The 21959-nt window shown below is 63.3% G+C and carries 15 protein-coding genes; 11 read left to right on the forward strand and 4 right to left on the reverse strand.

Going from position 1 to position 21959, the window contains the following annotated elements; all coding sequences use genetic code 11:
• Window positions 1–121 precede the first annotated feature (121 nt).
• From HII33_RS01610 to HII33_RS01620, 3 genes are all read left to right on the forward strand, one after another.
• Window positions 122–6586 (forward strand): MBG domain-containing protein, encoded by a 6465-nt coding sequence (locus HII33_RS01610; protein ID WP_179394051.1) that lies wholly within the window; start codon window positions 122–124, stop codon window positions 6584–6586.
• 142 nt (window positions 6587–6728) lie between these two features.
• Entirely contained in the window at window positions 6729–7910 is a 1182-nt protein-coding gene (locus HII33_RS01615) for a DUF998 domain-containing protein (RefSeq protein WP_179394052.1), read from the forward strand.
• A gap of 57 nt (window positions 7911–7967) precedes the next feature.
• The gene (locus HII33_RS01620; RefSeq protein ID WP_179394053.1) at window positions 7968–9770 is read left to right on the forward strand and encodes a heavy metal translocating P-type ATPase; all 1803 of its coding nucleotides are present in this window, start codon (window positions 7968–7970) and stop codon (window positions 9768–9770) included.
• A 69-nt stretch (window positions 9771–9839) separates the two neighbouring features.
• Here the strand turns inward: HII33_RS01620 and HII33_RS01625 are convergent, their stop codons facing one another.
• Together HII33_RS01625 and HII33_RS01630 are read right to left on the reverse strand one after the other, a co-directional pair.
• The gene (locus HII33_RS01625) at window positions 9840–11213 is read right to left on the reverse strand and encodes a glycoside hydrolase family 1 protein (RefSeq protein ID WP_179394054.1); all 1374 of its coding nucleotides are present in this window, start codon (window positions 11211–11213) and stop codon (window positions 9840–9842) included.
• Window positions 11214–11285: 72 nt separating this feature from the next.
• On the reverse strand, window positions 11286–11993 hold the full coding sequence (locus tag HII33_RS01630) for a GntR family transcriptional regulator (protein WP_179394055.1): 708 nt from the start codon (window positions 11991–11993) through the stop codon (window positions 11286–11288).
• Window positions 11994–12122: 129 nt separating this feature from the next.
• Here HII33_RS01630 and HII33_RS01635 point away from each other — a divergent pair, with 129 nt between their 5' ends.
• The 5 genes from HII33_RS01635 (at window position 12123) to HII33_RS01655 (ending at window position 16985) form a co-directional block, all read left to right on the forward strand.
• Window positions 12123–12443: a PTS sugar transporter subunit IIB gene (locus HII33_RS01635; RefSeq protein ID WP_179394056.1), complete on the forward strand. Its 321-nt coding sequence runs from the start codon at window positions 12123–12125 to the stop codon at window positions 12441–12443.
• A gap of 67 nt (window positions 12444–12510) precedes the next feature.
• On the forward strand, window positions 12511–12834 hold the full coding sequence (locus HII33_RS01640; RefSeq protein ID WP_179394057.1) for a PTS lactose/cellobiose transporter subunit IIA: 324 nt from the start codon (window positions 12511–12513) through the stop codon (window positions 12832–12834).
• A 315-nt stretch (window positions 12835–13149) separates the two neighbouring features.
• Entirely contained in the window at window positions 13150–14589 is a 1440-nt protein-coding gene (locus HII33_RS01645; RefSeq protein WP_179394058.1) for a 6-phospho-beta-glucosidase, read from the forward strand.
• Window positions 14590–14857: 268 nt separating this feature from the next.
• Entirely contained in the window at window positions 14858–15694 is an 837-nt protein-coding gene (locus HII33_RS01650; RefSeq protein ID WP_179394059.1) for a metallophosphoesterase family protein, read from the forward strand.
• A 118-nt stretch (window positions 15695–15812) separates the two neighbouring features.
• Window positions 15813–16985 carry an LPXTG cell wall anchor domain-containing protein gene (locus HII33_RS01655; protein WP_179394060.1) on the forward strand — a complete coding sequence of 391 codons (1173 nt, stop codon included), beginning with the start codon at window positions 15813–15815 and terminating at the stop codon, window positions 16983–16985.
• A 258-nt stretch (window positions 16986–17243) separates the two neighbouring features.
• Here HII33_RS01655 and glpK read toward each other — a convergent pair whose 3' ends face one another.
• Entirely contained in the window at window positions 17244–18758 is a 1515-nt protein-coding gene (gene glpK / locus HII33_RS01660; protein ID WP_179394061.1) for a glycerol kinase GlpK, read from the reverse strand.
• Between the two features lie 154 nt (window positions 18759–18912).
• Here glpK and HII33_RS01665 point away from each other — a divergent pair, with 154 nt between their 5' ends.
• Entirely contained in the window at window positions 18913–19305 is a 393-nt protein-coding gene (locus HII33_RS01665; protein WP_179394062.1) for a YxeA family protein, read from the forward strand.
• An 85-nt stretch (window positions 19306–19390) separates the two neighbouring features.
• Complete coding sequence (locus HII33_RS01670) at window positions 19391–19903, forward strand: NUDIX domain-containing protein (protein ID WP_179394063.1); 513 nt, start codon at window positions 19391–19393, stop codon at window positions 19901–19903.
• 78 nt (window positions 19904–19981) lie between these two features.
• Here the strand turns inward: HII33_RS01670 and HII33_RS01675 are convergent, their stop codons facing one another.
• Window positions 19982–20995 carry a YeiH family protein gene (locus HII33_RS01675; protein WP_179394064.1) on the reverse strand — a complete coding sequence of 338 codons (1014 nt, stop codon included), beginning with the start codon at window positions 20993–20995 and terminating at the stop codon, window positions 19982–19984.
• Window positions 20996–21103: 108 nt separating this feature from the next.
• Here HII33_RS01675 and HII33_RS01680 point away from each other — a divergent pair, with 108 nt between their 5' ends.
• The gene (locus HII33_RS01680) at window positions 21104–21922 is read left to right on the forward strand and encodes a LysR family transcriptional regulator (protein ID WP_179394065.1); all 819 of its coding nucleotides are present in this window, start codon (window positions 21104–21106) and stop codon (window positions 21920–21922) included.
• Window positions 21923–21959: the final 37 nt, after the last annotated feature.

Here is a 21959-nt window from a genome sequence, read left to right on the forward strand (position 1 = left end):
ATGCGCATCCCTGAACTGGGGTGACATCACTGAATATTGTGGGGTATTCATCAAGTCGTCCTGATCCGTCAGGACGGTTTGGTTGAGTACCCCAAATATTTGGTCGAAATGGAGGAGCAAGATGCAAAAGTACTTATTTCATGAGGTGGAAATGGCGTATCGGCAAAGCGAGCACAAGCGGCTGTACAAAGCCAAGAAGCGCTGGCTCGTCAGCAGCCTCTCCGTGGCCACGTTAGCGCTTGGCACGATGGCGGTGTCCGAAGCGGTCCTTAGCCAGCCGGCGCAGACTGTGCATGCCGGTGGGATCCCGACACCGATGACCGTCAGCTTGGGCACGACGGTCAATACGAAGGTGTACGATGGCACGCCGGATTTTGCGGACATCCAGATTGCGAAGATCACCGGTATTTCTAACCCCAATGTGCCGACGTTGACGCCGGACGACATCGACTTCAGCGCAGTTGGTGCGGACGCAGGCAGCTACGATATCGCGTTGTCGCCAGCCGGTGAAGCCAAGGTGCTGGCGGCCAACCCGGATTGCACCGATGGCATCAAGAAGGCAAGTGGCAGAGTGACGATCACCAAGCGGCCGATCACGATCACGCCTGATAATCTGACTTGGGAAGTCGGCACCCCGAAGCCGGCCTACACGGCAACGGTGGACGGCCTGCTGCCGGGGATGACAGCGCCGGCATACACGATCCAGACGACGCGGGAGATCGCTGAAGGGAACTTCGGCACGACTACGCTTGAAGTGATCTATGACAAGAATGAGAAAAACTTCAAGATCGACGCCAAGACCGGCACACTGACGGTCACCGGGCACGTCATGTCCGCGCAGGTGGGCAACGTGACGAAGGAAGAAGACGGTTACAAGATCTTCACAACCGTCCCGACGGTCACCATGAGCAACGGTGACGTGATCACCGACTTGACCACCGATGATTTTAACTGGGATCAGGTCCAGGCCGCACCGGGCCGCTACGCGATCACCCTGAGCAATCAGGGGATCGCGGCGATCAAGGCCCGTTACGGGAGCAGTACCTCACTGCCAGACGACCAGATCACCGCGGGCTACGCGATCATCACGGCTAAAGGCGGGACGACCACACCGGCCACTGCCTTGCACGCGACCGTCGGCGGTCTGCACAAGACTTACGATGGCAACACGACCTTCACCGACCTGCCAGAGGTGACCCTGGACAACGGGGCGACTGTACCGACGCTAACGGCGACCGATTTCGACTTCAGTAAGGTCCAGGCGAATGCTGGTAACTACACGGTGACGTTGACGCAAAGCGGCGTGGACAAGATCGTTGCCGCGAACACGGACACGACGCTGGCACTCACAGATGTTAAAGCGGGCCAAGTCGTGATCGACAAGGCGGAAGCGACGATCACCGCAGATGCGGCAAATAAGGTCGAAGGCGACGCCGACCCAGCGCTAACCGCGACGGTTGAAGGGGCAGTCAACGGCGAGACACTCAACTACACGGTGGCGCGTGATGCGGGCGAAACCGCCGGCGACTACGCGATCACTGTGACGGCGGGGACTAACCCGAACTATGACGTCAAGGTGACAGGTGAAACCTTCACAATCACCGCTAAGCCAGTAGCGCCGAAGACGGCGTTGAAGGCGACCGTCGGTGATTTGCGCAAGACCTATGACGGCACGACGGACTTCGCTGACCTGCCGGCAGTCACCCTAGACAATGGGGCAACGGTACCGACGTTGACCGCAGCCGATTTTGACGTCTCTGCCGTGCTAGCAGACGCCGGCAACTATACCGTCACGCTCAACCAAGCGGGCGTGGACAAGCTCGTCGCGGCGAATGCCAACACAACCTTGGTCTTGGCCGATGTCACCGCAGGCCAAGTCGTGATCGACAAGGCGCAGGCGACGATCACCGCAAATGATGCGAATAAGGTCGAAGGCGACGCCGAACCTGCCCTGACGGCAACTGTCGACGGGGCGGTCAACGGGGAGACCCTGGACTACACCGTGGCGCGTGACGCGGGCGAAACGGCCGGCGACTACGCGATCACCGTGACGGCGGGGGCCAACCCGAACTACGCCGTCACCGTGGCTGGTGGGACGTTCACGATCAATGAACAGCCGGTAACACCGACAACCGTACTTCATGCGATGGTCGCAGGACTGACCAAGACCTACGACGGGAATGTAGACTTTACAGATGTGCCGGCAGTGATCCTGGACCACGGGGCGACCGTACCGACGTTGACTGCGGATGACTTCGATTTCAGCGAGGTCCAGGCGGATGCCGGGACCTACACCGTCACGCTTAACCAATCTGGCGTGGACAAGATCGTTGCCGCGAACACCGACACGACCTTGGCCCTGACCGACGTCACGGCGGGCCAGGTCGTGATCGATAAGGCTCAGGCAACGATCACCGCAGATGATGCGAATAAGATCGAAGGCGACGCTGAGCCAACGCTGACTGCCACGGTCGACGGGGCCGTCAACGGCGAGACGCTCAACTACACCGTAGCGCGTGACGCTGGTGAAACCGCTGGCGACTACGCGATCACTGTGACGGCGGGGAGCAACCCGAACTACGACGTCACCGTAGCCGGCGGGACTTTCACCATCACGGCGCAGGCGACGACTGCGCTTCACGCAACGGTCGGCGAGCTGCGCAAGACCTACGACGGCACGGCAGCCTTCACTGACCTGCCGGCAGTCACCCTAGACAACGGGGCAACGGTGCCGACGTTGACCGTGGATGATTTCGACTTCAGTGAGGTCCAGGCGGATGCGGGGACCTACACCGTCACGCTCAGCCAATCTGGCGTGGACAAGATCGTCGCGGCGAACACCGACACGACGCTGGCCCTGACCGATGTCACGGCGGGCCAAGTCGTGATCGATAAGGCCCAGGCGACGATTACCGCAGATGATGCGAATAAGGTCGAAGGTGACACTGAGCCAACGCTGACCGCAACGGTCGACGGCGCGGTCAACGGGGAGACCCTGGACTACACCGTGGCCCGTGATGCCGGTGAAACCGCTGGCGACTACGCGATCACCGTGACGGCGGGGGCCAACCCGAACTACGATGTGACCGTGGCCGGCGGGACCTTTACCATCACGGCACCGGCCTTCAAGGCCACGATCGGTGAGATCCGCAAGGTCTACGACGGCACGACGGCGTTCAGTGACCTGCCGGAAGTGACCCTGACCAACGGCGCGACGGTGCCGGTCCTGACGGTGGCTGATTTTAACTTCGACGCCGTGGGCGCCGGGGCTGGGCGCTACCAGCTGACGCTGAGCCAAAGCGGGCTGGATAAGCTTGCGGCGGCCGATCCAAGTCTGGCGCTGACCGCAGACGACGTGAGCGCCGGTCGGGCGATCATCGAGCAGGCGCAGGCAACCATCACGGTGGATGACCTGGTCAAAATCGATGGTGACCCTGATCCTGTGTTGACGGCGACCGTCACCGGGACCGTTGCCGGCGAGACGCTCGACTACACGCTCACCCGCGACCCTGGCGACAGGCTGGGCGCCCACGCCATCAATGTGACGCTCGGTGACAACCTGAACTATGCGATCCAGGTCACGCCGGGCACGCTAACGATCAAGCCGCGGCCAGTCGTGACCACGACGGCCCTGACGGCGACGGTCGGTGGGCTGCACAAAACCTATGACGGGACGCCGGCCTTCACTGACCTGCCGGCAGTCACCCTGGATAACGGGGCGATGGTGCCGACGCTGACCATAGATGACTTCGACTTCAGCGGGGTCCAGGCGGATGCTGGGACCTACACTGTGACGCTCAACCAAGCGGGCGTGGCCAAGATCGTGGCGGCCAACGCCAGCACGACCTTGGCCCTGGCCGACGTCACCGCTGGCCAAGTCGTGATCGACAAGGCGGAAGCGACGATCACCGCAGATGACGCGAACAAGGTCGAAGGTGACGCCGAGCCCGCCCTGACCGCGACGGTCGACGGCGCGGTCAACGGGGAGACCCTGGACTACGCCGTGACCCGTGACGCCGGCGAAACCGCTGGTGACTATGCGATCACCGTGACGGCAGGCGCCAACCCGAACTACGACGTCACCGTAGCCGGCGGGACCTTCACCATCACGGCGCAACCGGCGACTGTGCTTCACGCGACGGTCAGTGGCCTGACCAAGACCTATGACGGGACGCCGGCCTTCACTGACCTGCCGGCAGTCACGCTGGATAACGGGGCGACGGTACCGACGTTGACCGTGGATGATTTCGACTTTTCCGCCGTTGAGGCGAATGCGGGCAGCTACGTCGTCACGCTGAGCCAAAGTGGTGTGGATAAGCTCGTCGCGGCCAACGCCAACACGACCTTAGCCATGGCTGACGTCACTGCCGGGCAAGTCGTGATCGACAAGGCGCAAGCGACGATCACCGCAGATGATGCGAATAAGGTCGAAGGCGATGCCGAGCCAACGCTGACCGCGACGGTCGACGGCGCGGTCAACGGGGAGACCCTGGACTACACCGTGACCCGTGACGCCGGTGAAACGGCCGGCGACTACGCGATCACCGTGACGGCAGGGACCAACCCGAACTACGCCGTCACTGTGGCCGGCGGGACGTTCACCATCAGTGAACAGCCGGCAACGCCGACGATTGCGCTTCACGCGACGGTCGGTGGGCTGACCAAGACCTATGACGGGACGCCGGCGTTCACTGACCTGCCGACAGTCACCCTGGATAACGGGGCGACCGTGCCGGCGCTAACGGCAGACGATTTCGACTTTTCCGCCGTTGAGGCGAATGCGGGCAGCTACACCGTCACGCTGAGCCAAGCGGGTGTGGACAAGCTCGTCGCGGCGAACGCCAATACGACCTTGGCCCTGGCCGACGTGACCGCGGGCCAAGTCGTGATCGACAAGGCCCAGGCGACGATCACTGCCGACGCGGCAGGGAAGGTCGAAGGCGCCGCCGAGCCAACGCTGACGGCGACGGTCGACGGCGCAGTCAACGGCGAGACCCTTGATTACACCGTGGCCCGTGACGCCGGTGAAACCGCTGGCGACTACGCGATCACCGTGACGGCGGGGAGCAACCCGAACTACGACGTCACCGTGGCCGGCGGGACCTTCACGATCAGTGACCAGCCGGCGACACCGACGACTGCGCTTCACGTGATGATCAGCGCGCTGACCAAGACCTATGACGGGACGGCGGCCTTCACTGACCTGCCGGCAGTCACGCTGGATAACGGGGCGACGGTGCCGGCGCTAACGGCAGACGATTTCGACTTTTCCGCCGTTGAGGCGAATGCGGGCAGCTACACCGTGACGCTGAGCCCAAGCGGCGTGGCGAAGCTGCTGGCAGCGAACCCGAACACGACGCTGGCCCTGGCCGACATCACGGGTGGCGCCGTTGTGATCGATAAGGCGCCCGTCACGATCACCGCGGATGCGGCGACCAAGACTGAAGGGGCGGCCGATCCGACGCTGACGGCAACGGTCGTCGGTGCAGTCGCTGGGGAGACCCTCGATTACACCGTGACCCGAGACGCAGGCGAAGCGACTGGCGATTACGCGCTCACCGTGACCGTTGGGGATAACCCGAACTACGACGTGACCGTTGTGACGGCGGCCGCCGGGTGGTTCACCATCTCCGAACCGCAGGTGACACCGGCGACGGCGCTTCACGCGACGGTCGGTGGGCTGACCAAGACCTACGACGGGACGACGACCTTCCCTGACCTGCCGGCAGTCACCTTGGACAATGGCGTGACCGTGCCAGACCTGACGGCAGACGATTTCGACTTCTCCGCGGTTGACGCGAATGCGGGCAGCTACACCGTGACGCTGAGCCCAAGCGGCGTGGCGAAGCTGCTGGCGGCGAACCCGAACACGACGCTGGCCCTGGCCGACATCACGGCTGGCACCGTCGTGATCGACAAGGCCCAGGCGACGATCACCGCAGCAGCGGCGACCAAGGTCGAAGGGGCGGCGGAGCCGACCCTGACCGCGACGGTCACCGGGGCAGTCGACGGGGAGACCCTCGACTACACGGTGGCGCGCGAACCAGGCGAAGCGGCCGGCGACTACGCGATCACCGTGACCGCCGGGGATGACCCGAACTACACGGTCACCCTGGTCGGTAGCACCTTCACGATCGTGGCGGCAACGCCGGACGACCCAGACCAGTCAGGCGACCCGGACAACTCGGGCGATCCAGACCAGTCGGGTGACCCGGACAACTCGGGCGACCCAGACCAGTCAGGTGACCCGGACAACTCGGGCGACCCAGACCAGTCAGGTGACCCGGACAACTCGGGCGACCCAGACCAGTCAGGCGATCCAGACACGCCGGTCAAGCCAGACGTGCCGGGGACACCGGTCAAGCGGGTCACACCGACCGAACCGGCCGCACCGAACGCGACGGCGCACCTGGAGGAGGCGCCGACCACCGGGACGCAAGCGACAGCCGCAGCTGGCAGGGGTGCCAGCGCGACGACGCTGCCGCAGACGGGCGAGACCCCGTCGCTCCTGGGGCTGTTGGGCATGATGATCATGGGTATGATCGGGGCCTTGGGGATCCATCGGCGGTCCCCCAAGACCAAGTAACGACGCCATCGGCTGAGCGATCACGGCTCGGCGGGAAAAAGGGCCTGCATGCCAGGCCCTTTTTGGCGTCCAGTCAATCAGGTGTTCACGGTGCGGCGGAATACGGTATAGTAAGGGAAGATTCAGCAATGGAGGGGACAATGTGAAAGACGAAGGACCGCGCCAGGCGGTGCAGCTGCCCGCAGAGGTGTGTGCGCAGCTGGGGCTTGAGGCGGGGACGCCGATGCAGTTGGTGATCAAGAATGACGGGGTGACGATCCGCCCCGAGCCGGCCGAGCGGATGCGCAACCGCCGCTTGTTTCTGGTCTGGCCGCTGATCGTGTCAGCGGTGATGACGGTCGGCGTCTACGCGTACTGGGTGATGCAGGGCTACGAGACGATGTCGTTGACCGGCGGCCGCTACTCGGTGGCCAGCTTCGTGATCGGCTGCGGGCTGGTGACCGGGGTGCTGATGTTCGCCGGCTTCTTCATCAAAACGCGTAATGAAGGCGAAAACCGGTTCTCGCGGCAGATCTACTGGCGGAATTTTCCCGTCATCCTGCTGGCGTTCGGGGTGATCCTGGGGCTGGCGCTGCTGGGGATCTTCTGGGTCTTCGGCCAGATGTTCCCGGGGGCGAGCTTCGACCTGGTGACGGCGGCGCTGGTGTTCTTGGTGTTCATCCTGATCGCCAACGCCTGCATGGTCGCCGCCGCCTTATCGATCAACGCGGCGATGCTGAGCACGCTGCTGACGCTGGTGGTCATCACCGGGGTCGTGATCTCGATGGCGGCCAACGGCGAGCGCCGCTGGTGGCAGTACAACCTGAGCTTCTTAGGCACCAAGATGGCGAGCTACGCCTGGCAGTTCAACCTGACACTGGTGATGTCGGCGCTTCTGATGATCGCCTTAGTCGACTACCTGTTCGTCCAGCTGCACGAGCAGTACCCGCACAACTGGCGTCTGACGACGCTGCGGTGGCTGCTGACGCTGGTCGCCGTCGACTTGGCGCTGGTCGGGTTGTTCCCGAATGACGCCAGCTCGCACCTGCTGCACGACGAGGCGGCGGGGATGTTGGTCACGATCATCACGGTCTTGATCATCGCGATCCGCTGGCTGCTGCCAGGCGTCACGCGGGAATTCCTGTACGGCTCCTACGCGGTCGGCGGGGTGCTGATGCTCCTGAACTTCGGCTTCCGGCTCTTCCGCTACCCGTCGCTGACCGCCTTTGAGATCCAAGGCTTCGCGTTGGCGTTCGGCTGGTTGCTCCTGCTGTTCAACAGGATTCGGGTGCTGGCGGCGACCGGCACGGCGGTCTGGCGGGTGACGGTGATGCCACAGGATTGATTTTTCAGTTTAGAATCGTTATAATGTAGACAACGAGGAAAAACGGAGGGATCAGCGATGCACAATTATCGGCGGCTATGGGCAGTGTTAACGGTGGGGGCGGTGGCGCTCCTGTGTGCCTTCGGGTTCGGGCAGGCGCGCTGGGCGCAGGGCATCATCACGGTACTCGGCTCCCTGATCGCGCTGTTGATGCTGATCGACATGATCAAGACGCTGCGCGCCGGATCCTTCGGCGTCGACCTGCTAGCGATCACCGCGGTGGTCGCGACGCTGGCCGTCGGCGAGTACTGGGCCGCCTTGATCGTCTTGCTGATGCTGACCGGGGGCGACGCGCTGGAAGACTACGCCGCCCATGTCGCCAACCGTGACCTCAAGCGCCTGCTGGACAACACGCCGACGCAGGCGCACCGGCTGGTCGACGGGACGCTGACCAGTGTGCCCGTTGATGACGTCGCGGTGGGCGATACCATCGTGGTCAAGCCCAGCGAGCTGGTGCCTGTCGATGGGATCGTGACCGCAGGCACCAGCCTGGTCGACGAGGCGAGCCTGACCGGGGAGTCCCGGCCGGTGGACAAGGCCCCAGGCGCCGACCTGATGAGCGGTACGGTCAACGGTGACGCCGCGCTGACCGTGCGGGTGACCAAGACCGCTGCGGACAGCCAGTACCAAGGGATCGTCAAGCTGGTGCGCGAGTCCGAGGCGCGCCCGGCGCATTTTGTCCGCATGGCCGACCGCTACGCCGTGCCGTTCACGCTGGTCGCCTACGCGATCGCCGGGGTGGCCTGGGCGCTGTCCGGTGACCCGGTCCGGCTGGCCGAGGTGCTGGTGGTCGCGAGCCCCTGTCCGCTGATCCTGGCGGCGCCGGTCGCCTTGGTGTCGGGGATGAGTCGCACCAGCCGCGCCGGCATCATCGTCAAGTCGGGCACGGCGATCGAGCAGCTGGCGACCGCACGCACCGTGGCCTTCGATAAGACCGGTACGATCACTCAAGGGGTGCTGGCGGTCGATCAGGTCACCGCGGTGGCCGGTGACGCAGAGACGCTGTTGCAGCTAGCCGCCAGCGCCGAACAGCAATCCACTCACATCCTCGCCCGCTCGCTCGTCAGCGCGGTCGGCGCGGCCCAGCTGCTCGAAGCGACGGCGGTCGAGGAGGCGACGAGCTTCGGCGTGTCCGCGACGATCAATGGGCAGGCGGTGCGCGTCGGCAAGGCCGATTACGTCGGCGCCCCGGCACCCGTCGCAGCGACCGCGGTCTACGTCAGCGTCGCCGGCGCCTACGCGGGGGTGATCACCTTCACCGACCGGACGCGCCCGGAAGCGGCGCGGACGATCCGCGCGCTGCACGGCCTCGGTGTGCAGGAGACGCTGATGATCTCCGGCGATGCGCAGCCGATCGCGGCCGCTGTCGCCGAGGAAGTCGGCATCGACAACGTCTATGCCGAACAACTGCCAGCCGATAAGATCGCGGTGCTCGACGGCCTCAAGCCGACCCAGCGGCCGGTGATCATGGTCGGCGATGGCGTCAACGACGCGCCGTCTCTGGCCGTCGCCGACGTCGGCATCGCGATGGGCGCACACGGCGCGACTGCGGCGTCCGAATCCGCCGACGCGGTGATCCTGCGCGACGACCTGACCAAGGTCGCCGGGGCGGTGCTGATCGCCCAAGACACGATGCGCATCGCCAAAGAAGCCGTCTGGATCGGCATCCTCATCTGCACGGGGCTGATGCTGATCGCCAGCGTCGGCGTGATCCCCGCGATCATCGGGGCGATGTTCCAGGAAGTCGTCGACACCGTCTCGATCCTCTACGCCCTGCGCGCACGCAAGGGCCGGCGGGACGCGGACGCGGTGGCGCGGTGACCGAAGAAGCCAAAACAGCGGCCCTGTGCATCGTGCACAAGGCCGCTGTTTTGGCTGTTCGTCTCGGGGCTAGCGCAGTGCCGCCCCGTTGCTCTCGAAGACCTGCTTGAACCAAGCGAAGGACTTCTTCGGGATCCGGCGCAGGTCGCGGATCTCGCTGTTAGTGCGGTTGACGTAGACGGCGCCATAGCGCTTGTCCATGTTGCCGCCGGAGCTCGGGATGTCGATCAGGCCCCAGCCGAGGTAGCCGATCACCTCGACGCCATCTTGTTCGATCGCGTCTTTCATTGCCTGGATGTGCTGGCGGTGGTAGTCGATGCGGTAGTCGTCTTGGATCTGCTCGGTGGTGTCCGGCTCGCGGATGCCGATGCCGTTTTCGATCGCGAACATCGGCAGGTGGTACTCGTTGTAGACGCGGGTAAAAATGTCCCGGAAGCCCAGTGGATCGACGTTCCAGTCCCATTCATTGGCCTGCGTGTAGGAATTGTGCACCATGCCGTAGTCGAGGTAGCGATTCGGGATGGTGTTGATCGGTACCCGGCTGGCGTCGATCGAGTGAGAGCGATAGTAGGAGAAGGCGATGAAGTCGCTGTACAGGTCGTCGAAGGCGTCCTGGTCCGAGTCTTGCCAGTCGAACTGCAGGCGGTGGGTCTTGGTGAAGGTCAGCCACTCGTTGGAGTAGTGGCCGTGCACGAAGACGTCCAGCAGGTTGCGGTTCATGAACTCGTTGATCTGGCGGGCGTAGAGGATGTCGCGCGGGTTGTTCGTCGCCGGGTAGCACTCTTCGTAGGCGAGCATCCCGCCGATCTTGGCGTCGGTCTTGGCGTGCAGGTAGTTGGCGACCTGGGCGTGGGCGGTCATCACGTGGTGGGTGATGGTGTAGATCGCCGCGTCGCTTTCGCCGCCTTCCAGCGCCCCGGCGTAGACACGGGCGTAGCTGGTCGAGTAGAGGTTCTGCTCGTTGAAGGTGATCCAGTACGGCACGAGGTCGGCGAATTCGTCCACCATGCGCTTACCGAAGCGCACGAAGGCGTCGACGACATGGCGGCTGAGGAAGCCGTTGTATTTTTCGGCCAGGGCCAGCGGCATGTCGAAGTGGTAGAGGCAGATCATCGGGGTGATGCCGCGGGCGATCAGGGCCTTGATCTGGGCGCGGTAAAACGCGATGCCTTCCTCGTTGAACGCCCCGTCACCGGTGGGGCAGACGCGGCTCCAGCCGATCTGGAACCGGTAGCAGTTCATGCCCATCTGCTGCATCAGGTCGAAGTCTTCCTCGTAGCGGTGGTACTCGTCGATGGTGACGGCCCAGTCCATGTTGTTCGGGCCGGCTGGCCGTGGATCGTAGATGGACGGGCCGCGCCCGCCTTCGTGCTGGCCGCCTTCGGTCTGCATGCTAGACGTGGAATTGCCCCATAAAAACCCGGTTGGTAGTGCTTGACTCATGCTGTTAACTCCTCCTTGTCGACTTAGTGAACGCTGTTAGCGCTCTCATTTTAACGGAGAACGCGCCGGAGTTCAATTGCTGCTGAGGTGGGCTGAGTGGAAGTAGAAGCTGAACCCTGGATAGGCGTAGATCGAGCGTGAAAAGTTGAAGATCACGTTGTTGCGCATGTAGTTGATCTGCGCGAGCGACAGCATCGAGGTGCCGGGGCGCAGGTCCATCAAGTCGGCGCGGTCGGGGCCGATCGTGACCAGGGACATGAAGTCGTCGCTGGAGTACGGATCGATGTCGTAGGTGTCCTTGAGAAAATCAAAGACGGAGGTCTCCAGCGCCTCAGTCGAGATGAACGGCACGACGTCGCGCATGTAATAGGCTTCCTCCAGGCAGTACAGCGTGTCATTGAGGTAGCGCAAGCGGATGATGCGCCAGAGGTCCTCGTCTGGTGAGATCTTCATGGTCTGCGCCAGCGGGATCTGGGCCGCGTTGACCTTATCGAACGTGACGACCTGCGACTTCAGCGGGCCGTGCTTGACCAGCGACTTGCCCGCCCCGATGGACAGATTCACGGTCATCTTGCCCTGCAGCTGCAGCTCGTTGATATAGTAGCCGCTCCCTTGCACGCGCCGCAGCAGCCCGTGCTGGTACACGACGTCGATGGCCCGGCGGATCGTGTTCCGACTGACTTTGTACTGGTTCATCAGCTGCTGCTCCGTGGGCAGCTTGGTGGTGAACTGGCCAGACTCGATGGCCTGGATCAATTCCTCAGCGATTTCGTGATACATACGCGCCCTCCACAAATTTCTTGATACAGGTACTTGTTTTATTGGTACCCACGTATTATTATAGCATTGTAATGAAAGCGGTTAAACATCGCCGCAAAAAAAATATTTAGCTCAAGGGAGAGGTAAATTATGGCAGAAAAGACGATCATGCTGGTGTGCTCCGCCGGGATGTCCACGAGTCTCTTGGTTTCTAAGATGCAAAAGGCAGCCGCAGCAGAAGGCGTTGACGCTGAGATTTTTGCAACCGCTTCATCCGATGCAGACCACATGCTGGGCGAAAAGCACCCAGACATCCTGATGCTCGGACCTCAGGTTCGCTACATGCTCGGCCAGTTCCAGAAGAAGGTCGACATTCCCGTTGAAGTCATCAACATGCAGGATTACGGCATGATGAACGGTGAAAAGGTGCTCAAAGAAGCCCTGACCTCCATCGAAGCTGCCGGCAAGTAACCTGACCCACCGCACAAATGGGCCGATCCGACTGCGTTGCGTCGGCCTCATCTAAAGGAGTTTAAGCATGGCTGAAGAAGAAGAACAGAACATGGAGACCATCATGGGGCTCATCATCAATGGCGGTAACGCCAAGAGCTCCGCATTCGAAGCGATCGCAGCGGCCAAAGAAGGCGACTTCGACAAGGCTGACGACAAGTTGAAGGAAGCTGACGGCTTCCTGGTCGAAGCGCACAACGCCCAGACCAAGATGCTGACGGCGGAAGCCAACGGCGACCACGCGAAGGTCACCTTGCTCATGGTCCACTCGCAAGACCACTTGATGACAAGCATCACGTTCCGCGACCTCGCAGGCGAGATCGTTGACTTGTACAAGCGCTTGGACAAGTAGGCATCTGCGCAATCAAGCTGGGGCAGCGATGCCCCGGCTTTTTGTTACCAGAGCGCCCGCATTGCGACACCGGCGCTCGACGAACCAGAGCGGCGCAAGGCCGCCTTTAGCGGGACGTCTAACCTAGCCGGGCACCTTGGACCGGTCCTGGGTCCGAGGTGTCCGGCGTAGTTAGACGCGCCCGCGTTGGCCTTGCAGAGCTCGACGAACCAGAACGGCGGACGCGCGCCCTTAGCGCGACGCCAACCAGATCTCAGACCCATCGCACCGTCGGGGGGCGGGGCGGTGGGCCACCCAGCAAAGGAGTTTATGACAATGACAAAAGGTTACAAGATGCCAGAGGGCTTCCTCTGGGGCGGCGCCACGGCGGCGCACCAAGTCGAAGGTGGCTGGCAAGAAGGCGGCAAGGGGCTGTCGATCGCAGACGTGATGCGGGCGGGGTCTAAGGACGTCAAGCGCGTCGAAGATCCAGCCGTCCTCGACGGACAGATCTACCCGAACCACTGGGGCGTGGAATTCTACAGCCACTACAAGGAAGACATCAAACTATTCGCCGAGATGGGCTTCTCCTGCTTCCGGCTGTCGATCGCATGGACACGCATCTTCCCGAATGGGGATGAGGCGACGCCGAACGAAGAAGGGTTGGCCTTCTACGACGACGTCTTCGACACCTGCCTCGCCAACGGCATCCAGCCGATCGTGACACTGTCGCACTTCGAGATCCCGCTGAAGCTGGTCCAGGAGTACGGCGGTTTCCGCAACCGCCAAGTCGTGGACTTTTTCACCAAATTCGCGGAAGTCTGCTTCCGCCGGTACCACGACAAGGTGAAGTACTGGATGACCTTCAATGAGATCAACAACCAGACCAACTGGCACGACCCGCACCCGCTGTTGCAAAACTCCGGGCTGATCCTCGAAGACGGCGAGAACTGGGAAGAAGCGATGTTCCAAGCCGCACACCTGGAGCTGGTCGCCAGCGCCCAAGCCGTGCAGATCGCCCACGCCATCGACCCGACGCTGCAAGTTGGGGACATGATCGCGATGAGTCCGATCTACCCGCTGACCGCCAAGCCGCAAGACGTGATGATGGCCGAGCGCGCGATGCGCTACCGCTACTACTTCGGCGACGTGCACGCGCTGGGCGAGTACCCGGCTTGGCTGCTGAACTACTGGGCCAAGCGCGACATCCACGTCGACGTCACCGAGGCGGATGAGGCGATCCTCAAGGCCGGGGCCGTCGATTACGTCGGGTTCTCCTACTACAACTCCGGGGCCGTCGAGTACAAGGCGGACAATCCGGACATGGTCTACGACGAATCGAACTCGCAGGTGCCGAACCCGTACGTGCCGCGCTCCGACTGGGGCTGGCAGATCGACCCCGTCGGCCTGCGCTACGCGATGAACTGGATGCAGGCACGCTGGAACAAGCCGATGTTCATCGTCGAAAACGGCTTCGGTGCTTACGACACCGTCGAGGCGGACGGCAGTGTCCACGATGACTACCGCATCAAGTACCTGTCTGACCACATCGAGCAGATGGAAAAGGCCGTCGTCGAAGACGGCTGCCAGCTGATTGGGTACACCCCGTGGAGCGCGATCGACATCGTCAGCGCCTCGACCGGGGAGATGAAGAAGCGCTACGGCCTGATCTTCGTCGACGCCGACGATGCGGGTCAGGGGAGCTTCAAGCGCAGCCGTAAGGACTCGTTCTACTGGTACCAAAACGTGATCAAGACCAACGGCGCGGAACTGTAAGCGCCACGACTGCCAGCTGTTTATCAGCTGGTTTTTTGTTGTAGAGTGAAGCGGAGGCGTATATAGGGCGACAGGTTTCAGTGTAGCTCCAGACGGTCTGTGGAGTGAGGCAAAGCCGAATGGGAACAAGATGCTTGTCTGTTGCCTCCGTGTAGCACGACGATGCCAGAGCGAAGGCCCCACGGACTGATCGAGCCGTGTCCGGCGCTGGTACCCGCCAGGCACTTGCGGTATGCTAGTCCGCAGAAGCACGGAGGAGGTCACCTGGATGGCAGAGACACAACGGATCGCGTTACTGGCCGATATTCACGGCAATCAGACGGCGCTGGAGGCGGTGCTGGCGGATGCCCGCGCAATCGGGGCGACGGCGTATTGGTGCCTAGGGGATGTGTTCTTGCCCGGGCCAGCCACGGGGGCACTGGTCACGCTGCTGGAGGCGGTGCACCCACAGGTCTGGCTGAACGGCAACTGGGAGCAGGTGATGCTTGCGATCGCGGGCCACGCTCAGCCGGTGGACGCCCCGACGCTGGTCTATCTGGCCGAGCTGACGCTGTACGCGCAGGCGCACCTGACACCGGCGCAGTGGGCGGCGATCGCCGCCCGGCCGATCACGACGACCACTCAGGTCAACGGCCTGACGATCGTCGCGGCGCACAACGCGCGGACGAGCGCGGACGGGCGGATGCTGTACCCTGCCCAGCCGCAGTTGGCGTTCGACGCCTTGGTGGCGGGGGCAGATATCGCGGTGTACGGGCACACGCACCAGCAGGTGATGCGGCCGAGCAGCCAGGGCCAGATGATCCTCAACCCAGGCGCAGTGGGCCAGCCGTACAGCCCGTGGCAGCCGTTTTTTGCCGATCAGCGCGCGCATTACGCGGTGCTGACGATCGATCCAGCGGGGCGCTACGACGTCACGTTCCGCAAGGTGTCGTACGATATCGCCGCGGAGATCGCCCGCGCCAAGGCGCAGGGGGTGCCATACTTCGAGCAGTACCGCCACTTGCGCGAGACGGGCAGCACGATCACGCACGATCAGGACTTGCTGGCGCGAGTGAACGCCGAGACGGGGTACGACCGAGACGTTGCGGCGCACTTCGGGCGGTGATCAAGCGGGCAAAATCTGATTTTTTGACGCTAGCCGACATGTGAAACCTGTTACAATCAAGCCAATTAGATGAGTGATTTGTCTGGCAATGGGTTGAGAACAATGGGAGGCACACAAGATGATCTGTGACAAAGGGCACAAGAAGCGTTCAACTTGGGTAATCATCGGCGTGGCTGCGTTGACACTGTTTAGCGCGCAGCTAGGGGCACAGACGGTGCAGGCGGATACGGAGCCGGTCACGGCGACGACTGCGACGCAAGCAACGATCGCCGTTGAATACCGCGACACGGCCACGAATGAAGTGGTCGGTACACTGGATCTGACTGACCAGTACGACACCGAGTTCGCCACGCGCTCGCAAGAGATCGGGCAAAACATTCCGACGGGGTACACGCTCGACCAGACGCGCTTGCCTGACCAACTGCCGATGTACTTCGGCGACCCGACGGTGACCGCGTTAACGTTCTACGTGAAGCAACTCGCAGATGTGACGATCCCGGTCGAGTATCGAGACACGGCCACGAATCAGTTGGTCAGCACGCTGACCTTGACGGCCCAGTACGACACCGAATTTTCCACCCGCTCGCAAGAGATCGGGCAAAACATTCCGACGGGGTACACGCTCGACCAGACGCGCTTGCCTGAACAGTTACCGATGTACTTCGGCGACCCGGCGGTGCCCGCGTTGACGGTCTACGTGAAGCAACTCGCAGACGTGACGATCCCGGTCGAGTATCGAGACACGGCCACGAATCAGTTGGTCGGCACGCTGACCTTGACGGCCCAGTACGACACCGAATTTTCCACCCGCTCGCAAGCGATCGGGCAAAACATTCCGGCGGGCTATACGATCGATCAGACCCGCCTGCCCGTCCAACTGCCGATGTACTTCGGCGACCCGGCGGTGACCCGCATCACACTGTACGTGGTCAAGAAGACTCAAGGTGGCCATGGCGACAATGGGAACAATGGTAATGCGGGCGACAACGGTAATCAAGGGAATTCAGGCCACAAGGGCAACGGCAGTGATCAAGGACACTCAGGCAACCAGGGCAACCAGGGCAACACAGGCGGCAACGGCGGTGCGATCCGGCACACAACGACGACCAAGCCGCGGCGAGTGGCCGAAACAGGGGCTACACCCAAGCAGACGGTGACCGATGCGAAGGGGCAGCTGCCGCAGACCGGCGATGAGGCTGGCCACAACCTGCAAGCCGCAGGGGCGTTGACGCTATTAGCCGTCAGCATGATGAGCCTGCTCGGCGTAGCCCGCCGCAAGAAGCAAGGCTGATCGTGTTGGTCAGCGGCGTGGCCGCACGTCGCATTGAAACAAGCCAGTGGCGGGATCCTCGGATCGCCGACCACTGGCTTGTTTCAATGGGGCCAAGGCATGCGCAATGGCTGCCCAGACCAAGGCGTGTCGCCGAACGCCCGCTGAACCGATCGCGCCGCCTTCACCACGTGCCGATCAGGGGAGCTGCCGGTTTCGTGTGATGGACGGGAGCCTGCCCCCGGTGCGGGTCGTGCCCGCTCAGCGTCCTGGCGTGTCTCACCGCTCGCCCAGCGGCCGGTGCTTGAACAGCATCGTCGCGGCCACGGCCTGCTGCCAGCCCTCGTACAGGTTGGCGCGTTCTGCCGCTCCCATCTGGGGCGTGAAGCGGTGGCCGATCGTTGCGATCGCCTGCAGCTCATCGGTGCTCGCCCAGTAGCCGACCGCCAGCCCGGCGAGAAAGGCGGCGCCCATCGCGGTGGTCTCAAGGTTGGCCGCGCGTTCAAGCGGCGTGGCGAGCAGGTCGGCCTGGAACTGCATCAGGTAGTCGTTGTTCGCGGCCCCGCCGTCCACGCGCAGTGCGGGGATCGCGATACCGGTGTCTTGGACCATCGTGTCGACGACGTCGCGGGTCTGGTAGGCCAGAGCTTGCAAGGTCGCTTTGACAAAATCCTCGCGGGTCGTGCCACGGGTCAGCCCGAAGACCGCCCCGCGGGCATCGGCATCCCAGTAAGGCGCCCCCAACCCGGTGAAGGCCGGGACCACGTAGACTTCGTTGTGGCTCTTGGAGCGCAGGGCGATCTCCTCGGAGTCCGCGGCGTGTTCAAGCAGCTGCATCGCGTCGCGCAGCCACTGCATCGCGCTGCCGGAGACGAAGACCGAGCCTTCGAGCGCGTAAGTGACCTGGCCGTTCAGGCCGTAGCCGATGGTGGTCAGTAGGTTATTGGCCGACATCGTTGGCGTCGTGCCGGTGTTCATCACGATGAAGGAGCCGGTGCCGTAAGTGTTTTTGACCATCCCTGGCTCGAGCGCGAGCTGGCCGAACAAGGCCGCCTGCTGGTCGCCGGCCATCCCGGCGATCGGGACTGCGCTGCCGTAGAAGTGGGGGCCAGCGGTGTAGCCGTAAACTTCCGCGTTGCTGCGGACCTCCGGCAGCATCGCCCGCGGGATGTTCAGCAGGGCCAAGATGTCGGCATCCCACTTGAGCGTGTGGATGTTGAACAGCATGGTCCGGCTGGCGTTCGTGTAGTCGGTCACGTGGATCGCGCCGCCAGACAGCTTCCAGGCCAGCCAGGTGTCGATCGTCCCGAACAGCAGCTCGCCGCGTTCCGCCCGCGCCTGGGCGCCGGGGACCTGGTCGAGCAGCCAGCGGACCTTGGTCGCGGAAAAATACGCGTCGATGATCAGGCCCGTTTTGGCGTGGATCATGTCGGCGTGCCCCGCGGCCTTCAAGCTGGCGGCGATCTCGTTGGTCTGCCGCGACTGCCAGACGATCGCGTTGTGGATCGGCAGCCCGGTGTCCTTGTCCCAGATCACCGTGGTCTCGCGCTGGTTCGTGATGCCGATGCCCGCGATCTGCTTGGGCTGAATGCCGCTACTGATGAAGGCGCGCGATAGCGTGGCTAGCACCGCGGTCCAGATCTCGTTGGGGTCGTGTTCGACCCAGCCGGGTTGGGGAAAATACTGCGTGAACTCCTGCTGGGCATCGGCTTGGATCCGCCCAGCGTGGTCGATGATCAGGGCCCGCGTCGAGGTGGTGCCTTCGTCGATCGCTAAGATGTAGTTGTCTGTCATTCGAAACTCCTTTGCGGCGCATTTGCCCTAATGGTAGCGCAACCAGACGGCGCTCACAACCCGCCCCGGCCGCAAGCCGCACGTGAGTTCAGACCAGAGCCCAATGCCGCGCGAAGCTCGGCTTGGTAAAGTGAAAGGCAAAGGGGTGGGGTAGGTGCGCAAATGGATGATCGATCTCGGTGGGCTGGCGGTGATCTTGGCAGCGGTGATGCTGGTGGCCCCGCTGACGACACGCGACCAGACGACCCCCGGGGCGGCGATGCTCGACCGTATGAATCCGCTGCTGCCGACGCACACCGTCTATGTCAGCACCACTACCGATCACATCGAGCAGACCCGCAACGCTCACGGGGGTCTGGACTACCGCTATCGCCTGACCAGCTACGACCGCTGCGGGTGCCCACGCCGTCTGCTGATCACCGTCACCGACCACCCGCTTGCGCCGACCGCTTACCTGAAGGTCCGGGCCAAGGGGCAGACCGTGCTCGGCTGGCACGCGGTGCGCTACCGGCAGCTTCCCGCGCGGGTGCAAGCGCACTTACGCTGAGGGCTGAGCTGAGGCCCGGTGGCCACTGACGGTTGCGGTCTGCGCTGCGCCGCGGTATGCTGGATCGACGAAGGTGGGTGATCACATGGTGAGCGATCGACTAGATGAACAATGGGATCTTTATGACCGGGCGCTGCACCGGCTCGGCACTCAGCGCCGCGGTGATCCGATGCCGCCTGGGACGGTCCATCTGACCGTGGCCGCCTTGGTGTTTGGCCCAGACGGTCGGGTGCTCCTGCAGCGCCGCAGTCCGCAGAAGCTGCACCGGCCGAACACTTGGGACGCTTCTGCTGGTGGCTCGGTCCTGCTCGAGGAGACGCCGGCCCAGGCAGTCCGCCGCGAGGTGCAAGAGGAGCTGGGGCTGACGTTGGCGTTCGCCCCGGCGGATCGCTTCGCGCGCGTCTGGCACGCGACTTGGGTGGAGGACTGGTTCACGGTCGGGTTGCCGACGGTGCCGGTGCTTCACCGCCAGCAGACAGAAGTTGCAGCGTTGACGTGGTGCGCCGTCGCCAGCGCCTGTGCGCGCTTGGCGGCGCAAGGCGACGCGGCGTATGCCGACCAAGTGCGTGCCGCGCAGGCGTGGCTGGCGCGGCCATAGGTGGATCACGACAGGGACTGGGGTCAAGGTCAAACTTGACCCCAGTTTTTTGGGTCCGGCGATCGCGGTCGTCGCCCCCTATAGCTGAAGGAGCAAGAGCAGCGCCAAGGCGGCAACGGTCTGCAACCCCCCGACACCCAGACCGTACACCAGAAACTTGGGCCCTTGCTGCAAGAAGCGCGCGAGGTTCAACCGTAGCCCGATCGCGGCTAAGGCGATCGTCTCGAACCAGCCGGACAAGGTGTGGGCAGTCGTGGCCAGAGGCGCCGGCAGGCTGAGCGTGGAATTCAGGATGCACAGGACCAAGAAGCCGAGCACATACCAAGGCACCGGGAGTCGCCGCCCACGTTTGCGGGCCGCGATCGCGGCCCCGCCGCGAGGCTGGACCTTGCGGGTGAAGATGGCGACGACGGCGACGAGCATGATGATCCGGGTCAGCTTGAACAGCATGGCGTAGTTAACGGTGGCTTGGCTCAGCAGACTGGCCCCTGCGACGACTTGGCCGACCGATTGCAGCGTGCCACCGAGCAAGGCGCTTTTGGCGAGCAGGTCGTCACCGAAGATCGCGACGCCGAGGAAGGGCAACGTCAGCATCATCACGGTGCCGAGCAAGTTGACGAGGGTGATGATCTGGCCTTTTTCCTCGTCATCGGCGGCGATGGCCGGGGCGATCGCACCGATCGCACTAGAGCCGCAGACGGCGTTCCCACCGGCCATCATCAGGCTCATCTTCTCACCGAACCCGAGGCGCCGGCCGAGCCCGTACGCGCCTAGGATCACTGTGGCCATCATCGCGAGAACGTAGACCAGGCCGCGCCAGCCCATCTGGCCGATGGTCTGGAAGGTGACTGTTACGCCGAGCAGGACAACAGAGTATTCTAGTAGGCGGCTTTCGGCGAACTTGGTGCCGCTCGCCAACGTCGGGGCCTTCGCAAGCGTATTGCCAAGGACGATGCCCAGCAGGATCGCCAGCGTGGCGCCCCCGAGCTGAGGCAGCAGCAGGCCGAGGCCTTTGGCGGCACAAGCGACGAGCAGTGCGAGCAACAACCCGGGGGCAAGCGTCCGGGCGCGGGTGGTCAAGGGGTGTGACATGAATAGCGCCTCCGATCTGTAATGGTTTGAGTATACCGAAGTTTTGTCATCGATATAATTGATTGATATAATAGGCGTTATCAGAAAATGTGATCGAAAGGATCCGGCATGAAAAACCTCGAGACCTTCAAGGCGGTTTATGAGACACGCAGTTTCTCGCGGGCCGCGGCCCTGCTCTTTATCGCGCAGCCTACCGTCTCCGCACAGATCAAGGCGCTTGAAGCTGAGTTTGCCACGCCCCTGTTCATTCGCAACGGCCGCGGTGCGCTCGGGGTGACGCCGGCTGCCGAGCAGCTCTATGGTCGGGCCACCGCATTCCTTGACGACTGGGCGCAGCTGCATGCAAGCTTGGCCAGCGCCGCCCCTGTCAGACGGTGTCGCCTGATTGCCTCACACACCTTCGCCACGGCGTTGCTCCCCAGCCTGCTGCCGCGGCTTGTGGCCCAGTTCCCCGCGGTGCAGTTCGACGTCGCGATGGCGAATTCACAGGCGGTGCTGCGGGCGTTGAGCGCCCATGACGCCGATCTGGGCTTCATCGAAAAACCGCTGACCACGCCGGGGCTGACCCGCACGCCACTACAGCGCGACCAGCTCGTGCAAGTCGGTACCAGCGGCCCGTGGCTGGTGCGCGAACCGAGCTCTGGGGTGGGCTACTACACGCGGCGCTACCTGGCCGAGCAGAACCACCAGGAACCACAACTGCAGGTTGCCAGCAACGCGATCATCGTGGCCCTGCTGCATCAGGGCTTCGGGCGTGCGATCATCTCACAGCGCGCCAGTGCCGGGTTGGCAACCGTCGACCTCGGTCCGCGCTACCGCCGTCAGTTCTTCATGTTGGCGCGGACTGCGGCGGAGGCGGAGGCGGACCTCAGCGCCGCCGTCACGGCTTGGGCGCAGGCGGATCGCAGCGACCCAGACTTGCCGTGACCCCGCGGACTCGGCTATGCTAAGGCAAAGGAGGTGC

The sequence above is a fragment of the Lacticaseibacillus absianus genome (genome assembly GCF_013407595.1).
Taxonomy (GTDB): domain Bacteria; phylum Bacillota; class Bacilli; order Lactobacillales; family Lactobacillaceae; genus Lacticaseibacillus; species Lacticaseibacillus absianus.